Origin of the sequence: Paenibacillus sp. AD87, from assembly GCF_001659845.1 — a bacterium.
GTDB lineage: Bacteria > Bacillota > Bacilli > Paenibacillales > Paenibacillaceae > Paenibacillus > Paenibacillus marchantiae.
On sequence record NZ_LXQN01000007.1, the window covers coordinates 4,550,761 to 4,571,683 of the forward strand.

Below are 20,923 nucleotides of genomic sequence, written 5' to 3' on the forward strand. Positions count from 1 at the left end.
TTATCGATTCATTTGCGAGGTGATCGCTGCCATTTCCTCTTCCGAGAAAGCAATCAACAGTGAGCGCTCCCCGCGTGGCAAAGACCAGAATTCTCCGGGCCGGAGATGATGACGAACCCACATGTGATATAAGAACGTAGTCATCCCGCCGGAGTGAATTAGTTTTTTAGGTCTTCAATCTCCACACCGAAACCTGACAGCTCAAGTACCTTGTCGCCAACGGCATCCAGCTCACCCGCGAGTAACATGCGGCGAACCGCTTGTTCCCCACCGGACAGCTTCATGCGTCCAGTAATACGGTTGTCTCCCCAGCCTGACAGTTCGAGTCCACGTACATTCATTTTCACAGTAGCTTCGGAAATCAGCAGCGCGTTAAATGTTTCTGTATCCACCTTTTCCTCAGTACGGCCTTTAACTGTTTTGCGAATGGTACAGCGTTCGCGAATCTGATCCACTTTGGAGGAAGTCAATCCACGCAGAGTCAGCAACAGATCCAAACGTTGAATGCGTACATTCTCTTCCGGCAAACGTTCTGCTGCTTCAAACAACTGATCCAAAATTTGTTCTTCAGACATATTCTCATTCATACTCATAGGGTGCGATCTCCTTCTTCTTTTCATAGTTCATAGTTTTAATTTAAAATAAAAGCAGCCCTTGCAAGGGCTGCTTAATAATAACTCTCCAAACACACATAACTATTCAACAATAATCTGGTTATTGGCATAAACAATGGTACCAAAAGTTCCAGGGGACGGAATCTTTTTAATAACTTCTTGTTCTCCCTTAACCGTATTTCCAATCATCAACTTCCTTGTCGGACCAGTAATCGTATTATTTTGAATAGTAATATTATTCATTACATCCGAAGATAACTTAGTTTGCATCGTGATCGCTGGCAAGAAAGACGATTTGGGAGCTGTTGTCATATCCCAATCAAGAATGGTATTGTTATCAATCCTAATATTATTGCGGCTGAAAAATAATTTGATAGCTTCTAAATAGGAGGAATGAATAGAGTTTCCTTCAATCACCGAGTTAGTTTGAGGAAACAATCCCTCTTTAGAAGGAGTTGTGAAATGAGGATAATAACCAGAATACCTCATGGTATTGTTGTATGCATAAAAGTTTCCTTCTATGAAATTCTCTCCACAATATTCAATGATGCAGTTAGAGATCTTAACGTCAGCGGCAGTCCCCTGTGGATTACGAACAAAAATCCCATTCGTAGCATCTCCTTTTGGGGTCTGGTTTAACTCTCCTGTTCTTCTGATTGAACATTCCGTAATCTCCATGTTACGCACAGAATCTGCAGCCGAACCCGAATCGGAACCATACGTTTGAATTCCACGATAAGCCGTATCCTCAATGATACAATTGGTAATCTTGATATCACTTGAACTTCGTACCGTAATGGCGGATTGCCCCCAAATTTTATACATTTCACAATTCTCGATAAATACCGTAGAAGCATTCTGAACATAAACGGCATTACCCTGAACAACAATATTGGTAATGTTTCTACCTATATTTTCGAAATTGCAGTCTGTGATACTAACATTTTGATGACTTTTGTTTTCAAAATAAATAGCTGTTTCCATGATATCTATAAAGTCACAGTGATGAACACTTACATTCATGGTATTATGCAGTTGAATGGCCCGAACTTGCTTTTCACTCCTGAACTTAAGGTCATTGAGAATGATATTGGAGCCTTCAATTTGCAAAGGAGCTTCAAGCATTAGAATCGCTCCATTCCCAAGAATATTCTTAGGCTTTGTGATTTTAAGTGTGTATTTAAGCAGATACGTGCCAGAAGGAATCATCACATCTACCTCATTACTTTCCATCAGCTTATCAAATGCTTTGGTCCAGTCCCAATGGGAAACAGGCAAACTTTTATCGGGTACCAAATTTTCAAAATCTTTAATGGATAACATATCAATCGTCTCCTTGGTAATAAAGATTTATATTCCCATGATGTAGTATGCACTGCTGAGAAAAGTAGTTTTGGAGCCTATATCATAACAACTAGATATCATATGAAAACAAAAGTTTCTACGGAGATACTTAGATACTTACAGAAGCAGAGTCTGAAAAATCTTAGTTCGCTACAATCGGGTTCAACAATTCAAATCCTTCAAATGTAAAACTTGTTTCCTCCGGTACTTCCTCACCCGCAGTCCAGTTGGCGAGTTGGATTTTGTCCACCATGCAACCTTTCAGCAAGACACTCTCATGACCGTATGATTCTGGATCGTCCACCTTCGAGATAATTTGGAACTTGGTGAAGCCGCGCTGGATCATGTCCGAAGTGACTTTGTAACCCGTCATGGTACCCGTTCCTTTTTTCGCACCATTCTTGTGTACTTTCCAATCGTTGCCGACCAGATTCAGTTCACGCTTCTCGATTTCAACGCTGGCCTCCAGCTTATTAATATTCGTCTGCCACACACCATCGATATGCAGCTGACCATGGGTACCGAGAATGACTCTTGACGCATCCAACATGACAATTCCTCCTTGAGATTAGAAAATATCGTATATACCATCCGTTCAACGAACAGTAATTTCTTTTAAAACACCATTTTCTCCTACACAAACCTTATTGCACGTAAAACGTTCCAAACAACTGCTCCATTACATCCGTCAGCTTCACATTCCATTGCAGGAATACCTGATCCGCCTCTGGCTTGAGAATCGGTGCAGCACCATAATACGCCGGATCGAGAACGACATCGTATCCCTCAGCTTCAATGACATTGCTCTGTGCGAGCAGCGCTAGATAGGCTTTCATCGCACCGATCAGCGCCTGACGTCCTTCTTCCGTATTGTTTACTTTACCGATATACGTATCTTCAGCAGAGCGCTGCAAATCCGTATTAATTGCATCCATCACACGAATGGAACGGATTTTTTTCCAGGCATTATTCTGTCCTGCGGCAGGGGTCACGAGTGTATTCACTCCGCGAAGCGCCTTCACCTGACGTCCATCATGGAAGAAAATAAATACGCCATTCTGTACCGCCTGCTCCTGTTCTGCACGAGTCCAGCGACGCGTCACGTCATCGAACGGAGAAGGAGCGTATGTTGTGGATTCATTCAGACGTTGTCCAGCAATCAGACCCGCGACATAAGCAGACGTTTCCGCCGAGCTGTAGAACGCATCTCCAAGGCGCACACCCGTACCAACATTGATTACACCCTCATGATTCAACGTGAGTGAACGTGCCGCCGCCTTCTGTGCTGCGGTAGCAGAGGTGTCATCCGCCGTTGAACCGCCGAATACAGCCATCACGGGTTTACCCTCATTGCGCACACGTTTCACCCATGCTGCAAAGCTCGCCAGCAAAGGCGCATCCGCCGCATGATCCAATGCCAATACGTCAAATTGCTCACCTTCCAGCGCGCCCTGCACGGCAATATACTCCGCATTGGTCAGTCCATCGTTGCCACTTGCACCACCTTTTAACGCCGCTCCCGCAACGGTTGCAACGGCACCTGTACCCTCGCCAATCGCCTGAGCGTTAATCCAAATGTTGCTTTCATCCGCATTGATCTCTTTTGCCAGCGACGCTGCCGAAATATCCGCAGTCAGCAGTGCATATAGCATCCGGTTGCCTTCAAACAAGCGCACTTCATGCTTCGTATTATCAATTACACCCGGCTGAATGGTGACGTAGAACCCGTTACCCCGGTCACCCGGATACTTGGCGTCCAGTTGCAGAACGGCTGCATCACTGCTGTCTTTCAGCGTAAGTGTGGCTGCTTTCGCCGTTTCTCCGGCTACCCGATAAGCGAGCAGCTTTTTCGGTCCACCTAGCAGGGCGAGCTTTAAGGATGTATAAGCTGTTCCATTATCCAGGGCATGCGCCGAGAAAATACGCTCAATTGCAGCTTCACTGCCGACTTCGACAAAAGTGCCCACCGGACCCCAGTTGGCCTTGATCGGCACAACCACCGTTCCGCGATTACCAACCTGAATGGCCGAAGACGCTGCCGCCTGAAAATTCATATATAAGCCCGGAAGTACCGGACGATTCGTTTGCTCCCAAGTTCCGCCTGCCATTATCCCTTCACCTTCGCTTTCATAAATTGGTTGATGCGTTCCTTCGCTTCCTCAATGGAAAACGTCTCTTGCGCTGCTTCGTACAGCGCACCATACAGCACCTCTGCCTTAACGGCAAAGAGGCCTTCGGCATGATTCATCAGTTCGGCCCGCGTATATTGCGGGGCAGTCTGTTTGCTTTTTTTTACTGTGCTTGCCATGGCCATCTCACCTCATTGTTTGACTACTGAATTCGTTGAACCTGATCTTTGCACTATAATTTTGACCTATGAATTTTTGTCCCTATGAACCTACGAACCTATGAACCTATGATTTTGAAGCTAAAGTATGATATTGAATTCCTCATCTGGAACCCCATCTAGAGTTCCTCTCGACTAGCACTTACTCTATCCCTTTGCTATGGTGAATCTCACGGATTAATGGCACATCCGTACCCGGACGGCGAATACGCTGCTGCAACGTCAGACGAATCTGCCCGTTCAAGTAAGCGTCTGCCTGCAAGTCGGCAGAAACTTCATCCACCGTCACATATCGCGTACCGTCTGTATCCGTCAAAGCAATACGGGGTTGCACAGCCAGTTGTTCAACCAGATGTGTGACCGTTTGACGGACATCTTCTAAATTCGCAGCCAGCACATGCCCAATCCATTGCTTACGAATCTCCAGCGCAGAAGTCCCTGCAGTGGTTGTACTGCATCCCGTCAATCGCCACAGTATAGACTTGGACCTATAACCCCCAGGCCAGGCATCCCCATATATGGACCATTCCTGTCCGAGCTGAGTTCGTGTCCAGCCCTGAAGTGCAGCCATCCACAAATCTGTGGTTTCAGCCTGAATGTATTCCAGCGTTTCTGGAACATACACCCCAAATCGCAGGCTACGCGTAACCAGTCCAGAACTGGCGTCCACACGATCACCATCCGAAGAACCCAGATAAATGCAGGTAAATGCCCCGCCTTCTTCATCCTCCAGCCTGACCTGGTGCAGTCCTTCCATCAGCGCTGCTGACCATACTTCTACTTGTTCAGCACCTCCATCTTCGGGGCGTGCATATGGAGAGATTTTGATGATCCGCCTATACCCCGCCCAAGCAGATTTCGGTACTTCTTCTGCAAAAGCAATCACGGCACAGGGTCCAGCTAACACTTCTCCCGGTGCAGGAATATCCTGTACTCGGCCATTCCATGCCGGAACAAGAGCCTCCAGCTTCTGCTTCAGCGTTCGTCTGATGACGTTACTGGCTTGCCCTGTGCTGTCCGTGTTGTTTAAGTCACTACTCATAGACACATTTATTTCGCCCCCTTCAGCTGCAAGTTTCGATCTGCCCGCATTGTGCAGCGACAATGTGGCAGCAACGAACTCCCCCTTTAACAAATCTGCTAATGGAAAAAGGAAATCATCGTCAGTACGTCTCTGTGCTAACGGTTCTCCACCGGCACCAAAGCTGGACACCATTCACCGCATCAAAAAGACCGGCCCCTTGTGGCCGGTCTGTACATTAGCGTATGTGCTTTCGGTGTGTGTCCTTTGCTATGGATCCGATAATACAATCTTACACCCTTTCATCCCTAGTGCGGATGGTGATTCGTACGACTTCGGTGCGATTAAGGGTGCATCTGGGGTGGAAAAAAGACGACTCCGCGCGTCTCTTAACGGACAACACCTTATATCAGCGTTATTTCAGCGTAACCTTCGGATTCAACGTGATTTCAAATGCACGTCCCCAGATGAAATCGGGATTCGCATATTCCAGTAGTGCACTGGAATACTCCGCATAAGCTGCTTCGCCATTACAAATTTGCTTTATCGCTACGTTCCCTTGGGCAAAAGCGGTTTTGTTCGCCAGTGCCGTGGAGTGGGTCTGCATCAGATCCCTGAGTAAAGTCTGCAAATGAGCATAATCTTCTTCTGAGTTAAACAACACCATATTCTGATCTGCAAGGGTTGCCACATTGGTATAGAGCGCATGCGCTCTGGAATACGTGCGGATATCAGCAATCGCTACTGCTTTGTAGTAGTAATCTTTCAGGAAACGTTTGAACAACAATGACCCCTGTGCATTCATGGCATCTCGTAGCGCATGGGCATGTGTTTCTGTTGTAATCAGAGCATAACGGGATTGTCCCATACCCACAGCCATACCGATTTTGTTCCCCGGCGTATTCCATGCGCTGTAACCCAGAACCCGCCCCGTATACGGACTGTTCAGGAGTGCTTCGGCTACATCGACGTTGGCCGGACCTTTTCCTACAAAATCAATCAACACCGAAGGCAGACCCTTCTCACTATTGCTCGTCAATTGCGCCACAGCCGCTTGCACCTGATCCAGCGCCGTGATGGCAATAATCTCAATGTGCACCGATTCTTTACCCGGTTTGCCTGGATGACGGTTCGTCATGCGATCCAACTCAGACGCCATATCAAACGAAGAACCTTCAAGGGCAGATGGAGCATTCGTTAATTCATTTCCATTTTCCACATCGGAAGTTGTATCCGTTACCACATCAGGCTGTGGATAAGCGGAATCCGCTACAACCACACCACCAACAATATCCACATGACGCACCACATTCTCGTGCACATTCATATATTCATAGGCATTGATAATCGTGGAACCATGCGGGCCAAAATATTTCACTGCATAACGCGTCTTCTTCCCACCACGAAGCAATTGGTTAGCCATGCGTGCCAACAGAGCGTGACCCAGGCCATCCGCATCTGGAAGGATAATCGCCCGATCGGGATTTTGTCCATCCGTCCCACCGAGCCATTCGTTGATCCGTGCTTCCACATAATTGATTTCGTTGATCTGAACGCCTTGCGTATTCGCATCGTCGACGCCTACGGCGAGGAAATCAATATATCCTTTGCGAGCAAGCTTATCCAGAATGTATAGATTCGTTTTGAATTTATGTTGTCTGGTGTTGTAGTACTGTTCTTTATTAAAATACGTCGTTTCCCCATATTCCGTAGACTCTGGAGAAAGGTTGTACCCGTTCACAATATCCTCGAATGCCGTAAAGGACTGGCGTGGCTGCTGCATCAGTGCACGTGACTCGTTGTAGGCATCCAATGCGAGACTATCTGCAAAAGAGGTGGTAGCGAGTCGCATAATGGTATCCATCACAAACACTGGTTTTCGTGGATATTTCCCTTTAATCGCTTTGATCACATCGAGCAAACGGGTAGTGTCCTGGTCGTAATCAGGATATGTTCCGCCTCCATCTTCACGAAGCTGACGACTGCCGATCAGACCACCATAAGCCAGCATATCCGAAGAGATGATGAAGCCATCCACTTTAGCGGCATTTTTCAAAATGAAATCATGAATGTTGGACGGTTTCCCATACGTAGGTGTAGACGTTCCAAGCAATGTGGTGCCTTCTACCGTTTTCTCGGAATCCAGACGATTTTGAATGTCACCCAGGTGCGGTGTAATGATATGGATACCGGCTGCTTTTCCTTGTACAACGACGTCATCCAGATTCGCTGGACGATCATCCAGTGGAACATACAATACTGTTTTCATATCCGAAAACCTCCTGTTAGATATATTCAGTCTTTCTTTAGTACCCGATCAGAGCAAGGGTGCAATCACCGCATCAAAAAACCGGCCCCTGGCCGGCATGTACATTAGCGTATGTGCTTATCGGGATATGTCACTTGCTACTGATCCGATAATACAATCTTACATGTTTAAATCGGTCGCGCTGACGGTTGTCCGTATGGATTACGTCTATTTGTTGTCGCCATCATGGCGGTTATACGTCGGTTTCTTGCAGAGACTTCTGCCAGATAACCCAACAAATCCATTCCTGATGCTGTTTATATGATAATAAGTAGTCTTTCAAACCTTATTTATGATAAAGGATGGATACGATCATGAAAAAAAAGCTATGGTTCTATCTGTGGATCGCTATTACCAGTTATATGGCTGGCCCCATTATGTATGCTTTGACAATGTACACCTTTTATCAGGAAACAGATGTTGTAACTTCCTCACTCATTGGATGGACCGCTGCAACATTCTCTTCCGTTGGTATCCTGTTTATCTTGGTAACAGTCATTCTGCTTCGAGTGCTGCACATCTATTATTTCTGGCTGCAAACCCTGCTATTTGAGTTACTTTTCCTTGTGCTCGTCTATATGACCACCGTTCTTCTTGGGGCTGGCAACACAGGGCTGCCCTCGCTGTCTTTTCCATTTACTCCTGAAGGCATTCCCTTATGGATGTTCTGGGGAAGTATTGCACTTATGAGTTCCTGGGGAATATGGTCAGCGCGTCAGCCCATACGAAAATCACCATACATGCTGGTATCCAGAGTCATTCTGATCCTGTTTATCCTTGAAATTTGGCTCCTTTAAAAAGATAAAAAAAGAGCACGGCCTTCTCAGGCTGTGCTCTCATAAAAGTATTTTGCTCACGCGATAATATAGCGGAAGTTTTCCCAGCTTTCCGGAACTGAATTTCCGTTTCTGGCATGATGGTAGAAGCTGAAAGGAAATTTGAACACATGACCTCCATGCCAATCGCGGGAACGTCTGTCCGTGAGCCAGTATTCCAGTTCATGTGGGAGTGCAACAGAGCGTTCTGCACGAATCAATGGCAGACGATCAACTGGAGATTGCAGCGTTGGAATCTCCAGTTCGGCATCCACATCCCGGCTCAGTCGCAGCGCCTTGACCATCCTGAGAAAAGGCGGAATGCCTTTATGGAACAAAGCAGGGTAATCGAGTTCAAATAATATATTAAGCGCGTGCCCGTAGGTTAGCATGTGGCCGATCAGATCATGATGTGCTTCTGCCTGATAGATGGTACGAAATGCGCCAAGCTCATCCAGAATCAGCCGGGACAATTGTTCCGGGCGTTCTATATCAGGGAATCCGTCTGCCTCACTTAACTTCAAGCTGCGAATTTCTTTCACAGTTGTGTTTACCCAGGATCTACCTGGAATGGTTCGTTCAAAAGAATCAATAAGTTCAACCATCTGATCCATGTCCTGCTCCGTGCCCCAACCATCCAGTTCACGAATGGCTTTCAGACTAAGGGCACCATAGATGGCCTGATGACCCACCCAGTGCAGCTCTCCGATGGTTCGATCCAGCGCTGCTGTAATACGCGCTTCGGCCTCTTCCCTTGGCAAAACATCTCCATTCCGGGAGTTCAAGCCATCATTCAACCCGTGCTGGCGAAGCATGGCTTTCGCTTCAGCCGTAACACTGCCCGCCGCAAGGGCAGTGAGACGATTTTCCCTCACCCAAAAGTAAGCCGCAATAGCTCCCGCCCCATAATGGGCGTGCCACAAATCTCCTGTACGCTCCCGACTGGACACAATAACAGCCAGCCCTTCTTCCAACAAACGTCGATCCAACATGCCACCACCCTTCATCGATGCGAACCCTGATACACACACGACCAGCAACAGTTTTTTTAGCAAAACACTCTTTTTAGAGCGTTTACTTCTATAAGATGATTCAAATGGTGCACATATGACCGTTTTGCCTGCTGTTCCGCGCATTTTAGCCGATTCGAAGTCTCCCAACATCACGAATGGAAACTTCCAGCCGATATATGTTTGCTTTTTGCTCCGAAAAGAACCAGGTTCGCTCCTTTCTCACCACAATAAACAAACCGTTCACATCCCCTATAGGGGCAAAGGTATCGCTAATCGCTCTCCATCGTTTCAATCCCATCTGCTCAAGTTCATCTACCGCAGAAAGCACATCTTCCGTGACAAGTCCCACCTCACACACCTGCAGCAGATCCTTCTCCGAAAAGGGGCGGTCACTCTCGTTATGAACGGAATGATGAGCAATCAGCTCCAGAATGTTACCGACAGGATCTTCGAAATAGAGCGAATTCGAGTTCCAATTCGTTGAATAGGTCTCATCCTCACCTTCATGCCTACTTAGACGGACACGTGCCGCTGCCCACGCTTTGGCCTCCTGAAAACGATTCGCTGGAATCATCCAGGCCAGGTGGTAAAACGGATTCTGGTCTGCTTCACTTCGCATGAATATCATTTTCGTTAAACCAATCTGTAGCGTGAAGGCATGCTCGGACTCTTCAGCCATGTTCAAACCCAGTGTGTTGATATAAAAGTGCTTAATGTCTTCCAATCGTGCTGTATATAATTTGACCTCTTCAAAAATCATGCTGTGTCCCCCTTCACCCGACCGTGCATCTTCTCCCACTCACTCCATGGCACCATGCCAAGTTCCGGCTTCGCTTCATCCGGGAGCATCGATATGAATTCCAGGGAATGACCATCCGGATCGGTAAAATATACGGACACAGCCGGCATCCATCCAAATACATATAACTCGCCAATATCATCATCCAAGAAGTTATGCGTCTTGATCCCTCTATCCTCAAGGTAAGTGACAGCTTGCTTCATGTCCTCCAACGATACCTGAAAAGCAAAATGCTGTCGCTGCACCTCGGAAGGATCCTTTTGCCATAGTCCAAGCATCGCGTTGCCTTCACCGCCAATCCAGTAAAAGGAGTTCCCACGTTCCTTCTGCCCATAAGCGTGCTGCAATCCAATGATCTGCTCATAAAAATGATGGGATCTCTCCAGATCCGTTACGTTCAGATGAGTCTCAAATATGCCTTTAATCATGATGAAAACCTCTTTTCACTCTCTTTATCTATGGTTAGCATCCCATTACATTACTTCACTTTACTTCCTGCCCTTAACTCTCGGATGGTTTCCGTACTGCAGTTAACGTCTCGGCAAGGTGCAAAAATGAACCAATCACGCGTTTGATCCGATCCTCAATGTCCTGACTGCCTTCAAATTCTTCGTATCCGTCAAATGTTGCTTCAAACCTTCTGCGCTGTGCACCACCAATGGAAATCCACTCCTGCGCGTTAATACCGTGCAAATTGCGAATAATTGCCTGCAGCTGCAAAAGCGAGCTTACTCCCACCGCGCCTCCTGCTGAGCTGATGGACAATACCGGTTTACCACTGAAATGAGCCTGACTCAGGTGATCCAATGCATTTTTGAGTACACCGCTGATGCTGCCGTGATACTCTGGCGTAGACAGAATAATGGCATCTGCTGCGAGCATACGTGTGTTCAGGTCAGACAGATTCTGATCTTCATTCTGTTTTTCATCCGGTGCATAGAAGGGGAGCGGTGTCTGATATAAATCGAACAAGCTGGCTTCATGCCCCTGACCGCTGATTACCTCCGCGGCATATTCCCCTAAACGTGTACTGGTTGCATTTTTCCGATTACTGCCTGCCAAAATGATAATATTCATCTATGTCACTCTCCTTTGATTTTATAAAAACATTCCATCTCTTCGATTCAACTTTCTCTACTCTCATCTTACCTTGCTTCTACCTCGGAATCGTCGGCAGATAGACTTAACTTGCAGCACAAAAAAACTCAACCTTTGGGTTGAGTTTCTACGACTTTAGTCTGAGAATATCGAAAGATGGATCAGACAACCCAACCATTTCTTACGGCATGAAGCGCTGCTTGTGTCCGGTCTGCCAGTCCCAATTTGTCCAAAAGATGACTGACATGGGTTTTCACCGTTTTCTCGGTAATGATTAGTTTGATGGCGATCTCTTTATTACTCAATCCTTGTGCGATCAGCCCCAGAACCTCTCGTTCCCGACGGGTGAGCATGTCCGGTCCATGAGAAGTTTCTTTTCCCAGCCCAACCCGTTCTTGCTCTGGAAGTCGAGTAGACGCATGGGGATTTGCACGCTCATGCGCTTCATTCATCGACAGTTCAGACGAAGCCATCACATGCATTAATTGTCCTGCTGCCGCTGGATGAAGTTCTACCTGACCCGCATGCACATTACGAATGGCAACGGCAAGATCCTCTGGCTCAATATCTTTCAGCAAATATCCCTTCACCCCAGCGCGTACGGCTGGTACGACATGATCCTGATCCGAGAAGGACGTAAGTACGATGATACGGATTCCAGGCAAGATCGCACGAAGCCTTCTCGCCGTCTCGATCCCGTCAAGCACGGGCATATGCAGATCCATTAACACCACATCCGGATGCAATTGTTCTGCTTGTTCCAGTGCTTCCTGTCCGTTCGACGCTTCTCCGACGACTTCCATATCTGGCTGTGTGGACAAAAAAACGTGCAACCCGCGCCTCACCATTGCATGATCGTCTGCGAGTAAAATCGTAATCGGCATGTCTTCTTCCCCCTGATTTTATACAGATTCGGACGGAAGTGGAATGACGACCGTTACCGATGTTCCCTTACGGGATGAACTCACAAGTTCAAGTCTGCCGCCCAATGACTGGGCCCGTTCCCTCATGATGGACAGACCAAGTGAACTGGCAGGCAAGGCCTCACGCCTTTTGGCTCCTCCTTTCCCACGATCCGTAACGATTAATACTGCTTCCTGATCGCTTAGCTGGAGGGATATCTCAGCGTAAGGGACTCCCGCATGTTTACGCACATTATTGAGTGCTTCCTGTCCAATACGCCATAAGCCTTCCTCAATACTTTGAGGCAAAGAGCGCATACCCGTCCGATGTACAACGACCTGCAATCCCTGTCCTGTACCATATTCCTGCAATGCACTGAGCAGACCAGACTCCAAACCCGCCGGACGAAGCTGCATAATCAAGGCACGCATTTCCTTCAATGCTTCCTGGGACAAGGAACGTATATCCATCATCGCTTCCGCAGCCGGATGCAGCTGTAGTGATCCGGCTAACATGCTCTCTGCCCCTTTGGCTGTGAGAGACAGGGAGAACAAAATTTGGTTCACCGAATCATGCAAATCCCGAGCCAAACGGTTTCGTTCCTCCAGTCGGGTCAATTCCCGCCGTTTGTATACCAGTCTCAGACTCTCCCACGAGGCTGTAATATGTTCAGCGAGTGCATCGAAAACCTCACGATCTGCCTGAAGGAAGCCATTGGCCGAGCCCAATCCAACCACCAGTACTGCCGTTTCGCCAGGAGAACTTAATGGGATGGGAGCAGCCAAGCCTGAAGCCAAAACAGACTTAGGGAGCCCGGTATTGCAGATAGCAGAAACATCTTGGATTTCCGTTGCCGACAATACCATAGCCCGATGAGAATCAATCACACGATGCATGCGAGTCTGCAACTCTGGAGAGAGTCCAGATATTGTCATCATTTCGGACCTGCCATGAGCATAAGCCGCCTGTACCATAAAACTTCCGTTTTTCTGGGATAACAGTGCGGCAAAAGGCCAATCGTAATGATGCCCAAGCAGCTTTACAACCATCTTGGCCATATCGTCTCCACTGCTGCAATCGTTGACCGTCACGCCCAGCGATCGGCTGAACTCCCCCAGCCTGACATACAGATCCGCTCGCCTTTGCTCTGCGCTATATAATCGCATCCGCTCCATTGCACTACCTATCTGATAAGCTACAGCCTGCAAAAGCGCCAGCTCACTATCACTGAAATGCTCTTTCCCGGGTGCAGCAACATTCAGCAGTCCCAGCATCTTTTCCCCCGAGCGGAGCGGAACCGTTGCATGATGGGTGATGTCATGGGTATCTCCCCATTGATGATCGACGGCATCCTCCAGGCGTTTGCAATTAATAATATTGACGGCATTATCCAATCTCCCGTCCCGGAAGCGATTCACGCACCAGCAAGACCCACAGCGCATCGGCTCCTTGTCATGATGCAGCAGAGCAGGAGGCAAACTGTAATCAGCAATACAGGAGTACTCTCCCTGATTATTAATCAGGAATACCCAGCCCGTAGTCAATCCCGTCAGTTCCAACAATTTACCGAGTACCGTATCCAGCATCAGATTCAGGTCGTTGGATGTGTTGAGCGTTTCCGCGATCGTCTTCAGTGTGTACATCTCCTGCATTCCGGCTTGTTCCGTCATGCGGATTCCTCTCCTTTGACTGATCCTTAGAGTTGTTTTCAATTATTGTATACAATCAGCGAAGGATATAAAAGGATGAACTTCTTGATTCACCTCTAGCCCAGCTTCTGTCGCTCTTTGCGAGATGCAGATAAAGGCTCCATATTAATCAGACCCCGATCCGACAGAGCCAGCGCCATTTTATAGAAAGCACGTGTCCGAATCTTCGTATACGTATCCTTGCTGACAGGCGGGTCAAACACATGGTTATACACTTTATAGTCAAATACATCGTCATCCTTCAGATAACGTTCTCTGACAAGTACGCGTTCCTTCTCGCTCAGTCGAGATACCACAAAATCAATCGTATCGCAGTATGCCTGACGTGCGCGCTGTACATCCACATTATAGATTGCCGTTCTGGCAGTGGAATCTCCGGTCACATTCGTTGCACCATGGAAACGCTCAGCGTAACTCGCCGTCACCATCACCTCTCGTTCCTCAAAAGCAATTGTTTTATAAATCCGGTATTTTTCCAGCGCGGCTTCAACAGCAGTCTGTGTTTTGCGTCGGTCCAATTCGGGCAGCATCAGTTCCATATTCATTCTCCTCCTTTAACATTCGTTATAGAATGAAAGTTTAGTAGCTTCGCATGTTCCACTCCGATGACAGAAAAATCTTACAATCGCTGTTATCCCCAGATTTTTTTGATTATATTTTCTAATGTAAACATCCGATGATAAATGCGAAGCATATGCTTCCGAAGTAGCTTTCTTTCAGAAAGCTTTTAGCTACGCTTCTCCAGCTTTTTTCTGTCCTCTTCGTTTGCGTAACTTAAAGTTCATTCTATACAAGTTAAACTTGCATACATCTCATCTTTGGTATTTTGTATTATTCGGTTCCAGTCGCTTACGGGTACAATAGATAGACGAATTGAAGCTTTTCGATCTACCTATTGCTGATTTGAATCGCTCTTGGGATTAATACAAAATACTCCTTTTATTAGAGTTATCCAGTTCTCTGAAATAGTAACGGCATTTTTCAAGTTTTTTCTGTTGCCTTTTGGAATCAGTTAAAGTCAGGTATGAAGCAGGAATAATCATTTTCCTCATCATCCAACTTGTCTCAACTTTACATTTTGTTCGTATTTTGTTCGTATTTCTATTTGAGGATACCACTTTCTGGGGATCGGCGTAAACCTTCATTTTGGGTCGTTTTAACTATAAAATAAAACCCGCGCTCTCATTTCCTTTACCTTTTGGCATAATTGTTTCATATCCCTTTACCTAATGGTATATATACGATATAGTACAGATAATTAAAGATCCTCGTATAAGTCCGACTTTTTATATTTTAAGATTGAATGCCAGATTTGCACGTTTAACGGAGAGGGTAGAAAAAACCTGGAGAAGCGTAGCGTTCACCTTTATCACCGGATTTTTCCCTTATGAGAAGGGAATCAAAGAAATCTGGGGATAACAGTGATCGAAAGGTTGTTCTGCCATCGGAGTGACTCGTGTGAGACAAGTTCTCTTAATATATAATTTAGGCACTTGTACGAATCAAAGGAGTGGCATGAATTGTGGAGCACGCTTTTGGTCCTTATCTGAAACAACTGCGCGAGCAACAGGGATACAGCATCAATCAGCTCGCCGAAGCAGCAGGAATCAGCAACTCGCAAATTTCACGCATTGAGAATGGAGTTCGCGGAGTTCCCAAGCCTGCTACCATCCGCAAAATCTCCGACGCACTCTCGGTTCCCTACGCGGATATGATGAAACAGGCCGGCTATCTGGAAACCGAAAATACAGCAAGTGAGCTCCATGACGCTCCAGAATGGGCAACTTATAAGGACCGTCGAGACTTCAAAAAGATGCTCGAGGACGAGGATGATCTGATGTTTGACGGCATCCCGCTGGATGATGAGGATAAGAAACGAATTAAGGATGTCCTAACAGGTCTGTTCTGGGAAGCCAAACAGATGAACAAACGCAAAAAAACGAACGATCCGGACAAGCGCCCATGAAGCATTTCAAGCTGAACAAACTAAAGCAGCAGGTGAGATGATATGGATGACATTGTAACAAAGCTGATTCGAAAACACCGGACAAACTGCCCTTTCAGCATTGCCAGAGCCATTGGAATACAGATCCGGTTCACCAATCTGGGCAAGTCTACCAAAGGACTGTATTTCCGAAAGCTCCGTCGCAGATTTATCGTCATTCACAATGATTTACCGCCGGAATGGCAGCGTTTCGTGTGTGCCCATGAACTTGGACATGACCGATTGCACAAAGGCATAAACCGGTTCTTTCTGGAGGAACACTCCTATTTTGCCCCAGGCAAGCTGGAAAGACAGGCCAATCGTTTTGCCATACAGCTTCTAACTTCAGGGGTGATGCCAGAGCCGGATGAATCACTGGAGAAATTTTGTTTGCGTACTGGACTGCCACGTGAAGTGCAGCATTTTTTTTAGCCTTTTTAAGAACATACGTTCCTCAAGAGTGAAGTTCTCTCTTAATCTTCCACTATGAAAATCAGATGTCACTTTCAGGTTACCTATTTTTACACAAATCACGAGATTTCCTAATAGTAGTCTGGTAAAATACAACATGAGTTGTGCAAACGCTCAGGTAGATTATTATTTTTGGGAGGTTACTGATTCATATGAAAATCTGGAAGACTTATGTTTCACTTGTGCTAACGCTCTGTCTGCTGTTTGGCAGTGTGGGCATTGCCGCTGCTGCAACGGATACCACTCCGGGCACTGGTAAGCACATTACTATTCTACATACGAATGACACACACGCACGCGCAGTTGAGTCCTCACCTGCGATGGGTTTCGCCAAAGTTGCTGGAATTGCGGACAAATACCGTAGCGAAAACCCAAATACCCTTCTGCTGGATGCCGGAGATGCAGTGCATGGTACAACCTTTGCTACACTCGTTAACGGTGAGAGCATTGTCAAAGTAATGAATGAAATCGGTTATCAGGCGATTGTACCGGGTAACCACGAATTCAACTACGGTTCCGAGCGCCTCATCGAACTTGCGGATATGATGAACTTCCCCATGCTCAGTGCCAATGTGAAAAAGAAAGACGGAACTCGTCTCTTCGATCCTTACCTCATTAAAGAAGTAGACGGCGTGAAGATCGGTATCATTGCGCTGACTACACCGGAAACGATGTACAAAACGAACCCGAAAAATGTGGAAGGTCTTGATATTACTGACCCAACTGCGGAAGCTAAAGTTCTCGTGAACGAAATTCGCAGCAAAGTAGATGTTGTTGTTGTATTGGGACACCTTGGACAAGACGCGTCCAGCACCGATACTAGCTTCAAAGTTGTAAAAGAAGTTCCTGGCATTGATGTATTCATCGATGGTCATAGCCATACGGTTCTGCAAGATGGACTTGTATCGGATAACGGAACACTCATCGCCAGCGCTGGAGAATATACAAACTTTGTAGGCGTGATCGACCTGTGGGTTGACGGCGGCAAAGTAACGAAAAAACAAGCAACACTGATTGATGAAACTGAAGCAAAAGACATCAAACCGAATGAGAAAGTTGCCGCATTGGTGAACTCCATTCTGAAAGAACAAGAACCCATTTTGAAAGAAGAAGTAGCCAATACAGCGATTCTGCTGGACGGCAAACGTGAACAAGTACGTGCAGGTGAAACGAACCTGGGTGATCTGCTGGCAGATGCCATCCGTGACATCAGCAAAGCCGATATCGCACTCACAAACGGTGGTGGTATTCGTTCTTCCATTGAAAAAGGTATCGTAACTAAGGGTGATATCATTACAGTACTTCCTTTTGGTAATCAGGTTGTAACGCTTGAAGTAAAAGGCTCCGATGTACTCGCAGCCCTTGAAAACGGTGTAGGATCTTATCCAGAACCAAGTGGCGGATTCCCACAAGTATCCGGCATGACATTCAGCATTGATTCTTCCGCTGCAAAAGGTAGCCGCGTACACTCCGTCATGATCGGAGATAAAGTCCTTGATCCAAAAGCAACGTACACATTGGCTACGAATGATTTCACTGCTGTTGGCGGTGACGAGTACACGATGTTTGCAAAATACTCAACGTCCGGCATGTACGGTGCTATGGATGAAGCGTTGATCGAATACATGCAAAAACTGGGCGCTGTAGAAATCAAAACAGACGGTCGAATCAAAGAGGCAAAGGCTCCTGCGGTTGAACCAGAAGCTCCAGTAACGGAAACACCAGCTCCAACTACACCGAAACCAGAGACACCAAAACCAGAAACACCGTCGAAACCGACGCCAAGTAAACCAGCTCCAGCCAAAGTGCATGTTGTAAAATCCGGAGATTCCCTGTATTCCATCTCCAAACAATACGGTACCACTTGGCAAGCTCTGCAAAAGCTGAATAAGATCAAAAATCCACACTGGATTTATCCAGGTCAACAATTGAAACTGCCTGCAGCCTCTTAAGTTCAGAGAAGAGCAGATATTTTTACCAATAAGATTCAAAGAAAGGGTGTCCTTCAAGCCATAACTGGCTGATGGACACCCTTTTTTCTTTTATAAATTACATCACTCAGTAGTTAACCTGCTGAGAAGTACACTCTACTTTTACATGAATATAGCTTTGCTGCAAAAATAAATCCCCAAAGCCACTTTAAGAAATCACTTCATCCCATGCCCACCACCATGGACTATAGAAGATATCTCCAAAATTGCCACTCTCATGCGGTTATTTCACATTCAAACGCTATATTTCTCGTTCCATGATTTGCGTATTTGCACATGCATAGATTCCTGACATGGTTCGCCAGAAGCTCTTATGGACAAACCGACTGTATACAGAATACAATTTTTCAAATTCTAGTTATTTGGTATGACAATACGCAAATAGTGTTGCATACTTATATGACTATAGCCCTCTTTTTAACGCTTTAATCCGTTAAATAACCACAAACATCTCTTACCGCATAATATCCGGACCTATTATACATCGCTCTATTATATAGAGACACGTAGCATGGTTTCATAAGGATTTTTTAAAAAAATTCTGGACTATAGTTGTTCCTTCACCTGACCTACAGCCTCTTGTGCTGTCATACTGATTCGTTTGGATTCACCTTGTGCTGCAAGAACATGCGATCCAAATTCCACCTGTCCCTCTGCCGCACCTCGGCCAATAACAATCTGGACAGGCAACCCGATTAATTCCGAATCCTTGAACTTCACCCCTGGACGTTCATCCCGATCATCGATCAGTACGCTGTATCCAGCATCTACTAGTTGTTGTTCCAGTTCCAGCGTGAGTTCGCGTTGCTGTTCATCCTTCCAGCTCATTGGGATCAGATGTACATGATAAGGTGCAATGGCTGCTGGCCAACGGATGCCATCTTCTCCGGCATATTGTTCAGCAATAGCAGCCATCAGACGAGACACACCGATACCGTAACAACCCATTACAGGTGCGCACTGTCGTCCATTGCGATCCAGGAAGGATGCTCCCATAGCGTCACTGTACTTGGTTCCCAATTTGAAGATATGTCCGACTTCTATTCCTTTTGTAAATACAAGCGATTCTCCACAGGTTGGGCAGCCGTCACCTTCAGCAGCGAAACGGATTCGATCTACTCTGTCCAAAGCAAAATCTTTACCCGGAACTACATTCGAATAGTGTACATCAACTTCATTCGCTCCTGTAATGGCACGTTCCATTGCAGCTACATCCGCATCTACTACAATCGGCAGATCCAGTCCAATAGGACCCAGGAAGCCTACAGTTAAATTCGGATGACTTGCAAGGGCATTTTCATCAGCTAGAATTAGCTCTTCTGCACCCAATACCTGCTTCAGCGCGATATCATTCACTTCATGATCTCCACGAACAAGCGCAGCGACCAGTTGACCATCAGCCTGATAAAGTAATGTTTTGATCATGTGCTTGGCATCCTCACCCACAAAGGCGCTTAACTCATTGATCGTACGTACTCCTGGCGTTTGGATACGAACCAAGGTATCCCCTTCGGCTTTACCATCAGCTTGATCAACCGCTTTTAGGTCAGCAGAAGCTTCCACTTCTCCTGGATTCTTAGCAGAAGATTTAGAAGTCTGATATCCTGCCTTCTCCAGATTTGCGGCATATCCACAATGTTTGCAGGTTACGATCGTATCTTCTCCCACATCGGCAAGTGCCATGAATTCGTGGGTCTCCCCCTGACCACCAATCGTGCCTGCATCGGCTTCCACTCGAATATATTCCAGTCCACAACGCTCCAGAATACGCGAATACGCCGTATTCATGGCCTGATAGGTGCGATCCAACTCTTCCCAATCAGAAGCAAAAGAGTATGCATCCTTCATGATGAACTCCCGTCCCCGCAGCAATCCAAATCTTGGACGACGTTCATCTCTGAATTTGGTTCCAATCTGATAAAGTGTAAACGGCAGCTTCCGATAAGAATTAACCTCGTCACGAGCTAGTGCAGTCACAACCTCTTCATGGGTAGGACCCAGGGCGAATTCTCGTGCATGGCGATCCTTCAGACGCATCAACTCAGGGCCATACTGTGTATATCTTCCGGATTCTTCCCATAGCTCAGCAGGTTGCATGATTGGCAGCAATACTTCCTGACATCCTGCACGGTCCATTTCTTCCCGAACGATTCGTTCGACATTCAGCAAGATACGACGTCCCAAGGGCAGATAACTGTATATCCCTGCTGCGAGTTGGCGAATCATACCCGAGCGCAATAACCAACGATGCCCTGCTGCATCTGCCTCTGCTGGTGCTTCACGTAATGTTGGAACAAGCATTTCACTTTGACGCATCTTGTCACACCCCTTGTTCTTCTAATCGATTTTGTAAATCTGGTTATAAACAGCAAAAAAACACATCCGTCAAGGGACGAATGTGTCGTGGTACCACCCTTATTTAACTGCACTTTGCCGGCTGACCTGACTTCAAATCATCAGGTCATTTGCCATAAACCGGTTCTACGTTTGCAACCGATGCAAAACG

At 46.5% G+C, this 20,923-nt stretch carries 20 protein-coding genes; 4 read left to right on the forward strand and 16 right to left on the reverse strand.

The features are described 5' to 3' along the window. From gpAD87_RS32635 to gpAD87_RS20165, 8 genes are all read right to left on the reverse strand, one after another. Complete coding sequence (locus tag gpAD87_RS32635) at positions 1–144, reverse strand: hypothetical protein (protein ID WP_162842432.1); 144 nt, start codon at positions 142–144, stop codon at positions 1–3. Positions 145–158: 14 nt separating this feature from the next. Further along, on the reverse strand, positions 159–593 hold the full coding sequence (locus gpAD87_RS20135) for a phage tail assembly chaperone (RefSeq protein WP_053783415.1): 435 nt from the start codon (positions 591–593) through the stop codon (positions 159–161). Positions 594–695: 102 nt separating this feature from the next. Beyond that, a complete protein-coding gene (locus gpAD87_RS20140) occupies positions 696–1,937 on the reverse strand; it encodes a right-handed parallel beta-helix repeat-containing protein (RefSeq protein WP_064640172.1) in 1,242 nt (413 codons plus the stop codon). Positions 1,938–2,100: 163 nt separating this feature from the next. Further along, positions 2,101–2,508: a phage tail tube protein gene (locus gpAD87_RS20145; RefSeq protein ID WP_064640174.1), complete on the reverse strand. Its 408-nt coding sequence runs from the start codon at positions 2,506–2,508 to the stop codon at positions 2,101–2,103. Between the two features lie 94 nt (positions 2,509–2,602). Continuing rightward, positions 2,603–4,066 (reverse strand): phage tail sheath family protein, encoded by a 1,464-nt coding sequence (locus gpAD87_RS20150; protein ID WP_064640176.1) that lies wholly within the window; start codon positions 4,064–4,066, stop codon positions 2,603–2,605. Then, entirely contained in the window at positions 4,066–4,266 is a 201-nt protein-coding gene (locus gpAD87_RS20155; RefSeq protein ID WP_197521450.1) for a hypothetical protein, read from the reverse strand. The genes gpAD87_RS20150 and gpAD87_RS20155 overlap by 1 nt, the downstream gene beginning before the upstream one ends. Positions 4,267–4,447: 181 nt before the next feature. Beyond that, complete coding sequence (locus gpAD87_RS20160) at positions 4,448–5,347, reverse strand: hypothetical protein (RefSeq protein WP_231952678.1); 900 nt, start codon at positions 5,345–5,347, stop codon at positions 4,448–4,450. Between the two features lie 394 nt (positions 5,348–5,741). Beyond that, complete coding sequence (locus tag gpAD87_RS20165; protein WP_064640180.1) at positions 5,742–7,595, reverse strand: DUF4127 family protein; 1,854 nt, start codon at positions 7,593–7,595, stop codon at positions 5,742–5,744. 353 nt (positions 7,596–7,948) lie between these two features. On the opposite strand from gpAD87_RS20165, the gene gpAD87_RS20170 reads away from it, so the two are divergent. Then, entirely contained in the window at positions 7,949–8,431 is a 483-nt protein-coding gene (locus gpAD87_RS20170) for a hypothetical protein (RefSeq protein ID WP_064640182.1), read from the forward strand. Between the two features lie 56 nt (positions 8,432–8,487). Here gpAD87_RS20170 and gpAD87_RS20175 read toward each other — a convergent pair whose 3' ends face one another. From gpAD87_RS20175 to gpAD87_RS20205, 7 genes are all read right to left on the reverse strand, one after another. Continuing rightward, on the reverse strand, positions 8,488–9,612 hold the full coding sequence (locus tag gpAD87_RS20175) for a hypothetical protein (RefSeq protein WP_231952680.1): 1,125 nt from the start codon (positions 9,610–9,612) through the stop codon (positions 8,488–8,490). Then, complete coding sequence (locus gpAD87_RS20180; RefSeq protein WP_064640184.1) at positions 9,587–10,222, reverse strand: VOC family protein; 636 nt, start codon at positions 10,220–10,222, stop codon at positions 9,587–9,589. The genes gpAD87_RS20175 and gpAD87_RS20180 overlap by 26 nt, the downstream gene beginning before the upstream one ends. Then, on the reverse strand, positions 10,219–10,689 hold the full coding sequence (locus tag gpAD87_RS20185; protein ID WP_064640185.1) for a VOC family protein: 471 nt from the start codon (positions 10,687–10,689) through the stop codon (positions 10,219–10,221). Before gpAD87_RS20185 ends, gpAD87_RS20180 begins: the two co-directional genes overlap by 4 nt. 73 nt (positions 10,690–10,762) lie before the next feature. Continuing rightward, positions 10,763–11,338 carry an NADPH-dependent FMN reductase gene (locus gpAD87_RS20190; RefSeq protein ID WP_064640187.1) on the reverse strand — a complete coding sequence of 192 codons (576 nt, stop codon included), beginning with the start codon at positions 11,336–11,338 and terminating at the stop codon, positions 10,763–10,765. Between the two features lie 182 nt (positions 11,339–11,520). Then, complete coding sequence (locus tag gpAD87_RS20195) at positions 11,521–12,243, reverse strand: response regulator (RefSeq protein WP_064640188.1); 723 nt, start codon at positions 12,241–12,243, stop codon at positions 11,521–11,523. 18 nt (positions 12,244–12,261) lie between these two features. Further along, complete coding sequence (locus tag gpAD87_RS20200) at positions 12,262–13,932, reverse strand: GAF domain-containing sensor histidine kinase (RefSeq protein ID WP_064640190.1); 1,671 nt, start codon at positions 13,930–13,932, stop codon at positions 12,262–12,264. A 95-nt stretch (positions 13,933–14,027) separates the two neighbouring features. Continuing rightward, positions 14,028–14,510: an ArpU family phage packaging/lysis transcriptional regulator gene (locus tag gpAD87_RS20205; RefSeq protein ID WP_064640192.1), complete on the reverse strand. Its 483-nt coding sequence runs from the start codon at positions 14,508–14,510 to the stop codon at positions 14,028–14,030. 980 nt (positions 14,511–15,490) lie between these two features. On the opposite strand from gpAD87_RS20205, the gene gpAD87_RS20210 reads away from it, so the two are divergent. From gpAD87_RS20210 to gpAD87_RS20220, 3 genes are all read left to right on the forward strand, one after another. Further along, complete coding sequence (locus tag gpAD87_RS20210) at positions 15,491–15,937, forward strand: helix-turn-helix domain-containing protein (protein WP_064640194.1); 447 nt, start codon at positions 15,491–15,493, stop codon at positions 15,935–15,937. Positions 15,938–15,979: 42 nt separating this feature from the next. Then, complete coding sequence (locus tag gpAD87_RS20215; RefSeq protein ID WP_062323893.1) at positions 15,980–16,387, forward strand: ImmA/IrrE family metallo-endopeptidase; 408 nt, start codon at positions 15,980–15,982, stop codon at positions 16,385–16,387. 191 nt (positions 16,388–16,578) lie between these two features. Then, positions 16,579–18,378, forward strand: coding sequence for a 5'-nucleotidase C-terminal domain-containing protein (locus tag gpAD87_RS20220; RefSeq protein ID WP_064640196.1), 1,800 nt, complete (start codon positions 16,579–16,581; stop codon positions 18,376–18,378). A gap of 585 nt (positions 18,379–18,963) precedes the next feature. Here gpAD87_RS20220 and gpAD87_RS20225 read toward each other — a convergent pair. Continuing rightward, a complete protein-coding gene (locus tag gpAD87_RS20225; protein WP_064640198.1) occupies positions 18,964–20,733 on the reverse strand; it encodes a proline--tRNA ligase in 1,770 nt (589 codons plus the stop codon). Between the last annotated feature and the right edge of the window lie 190 nt (positions 20,734–20,923).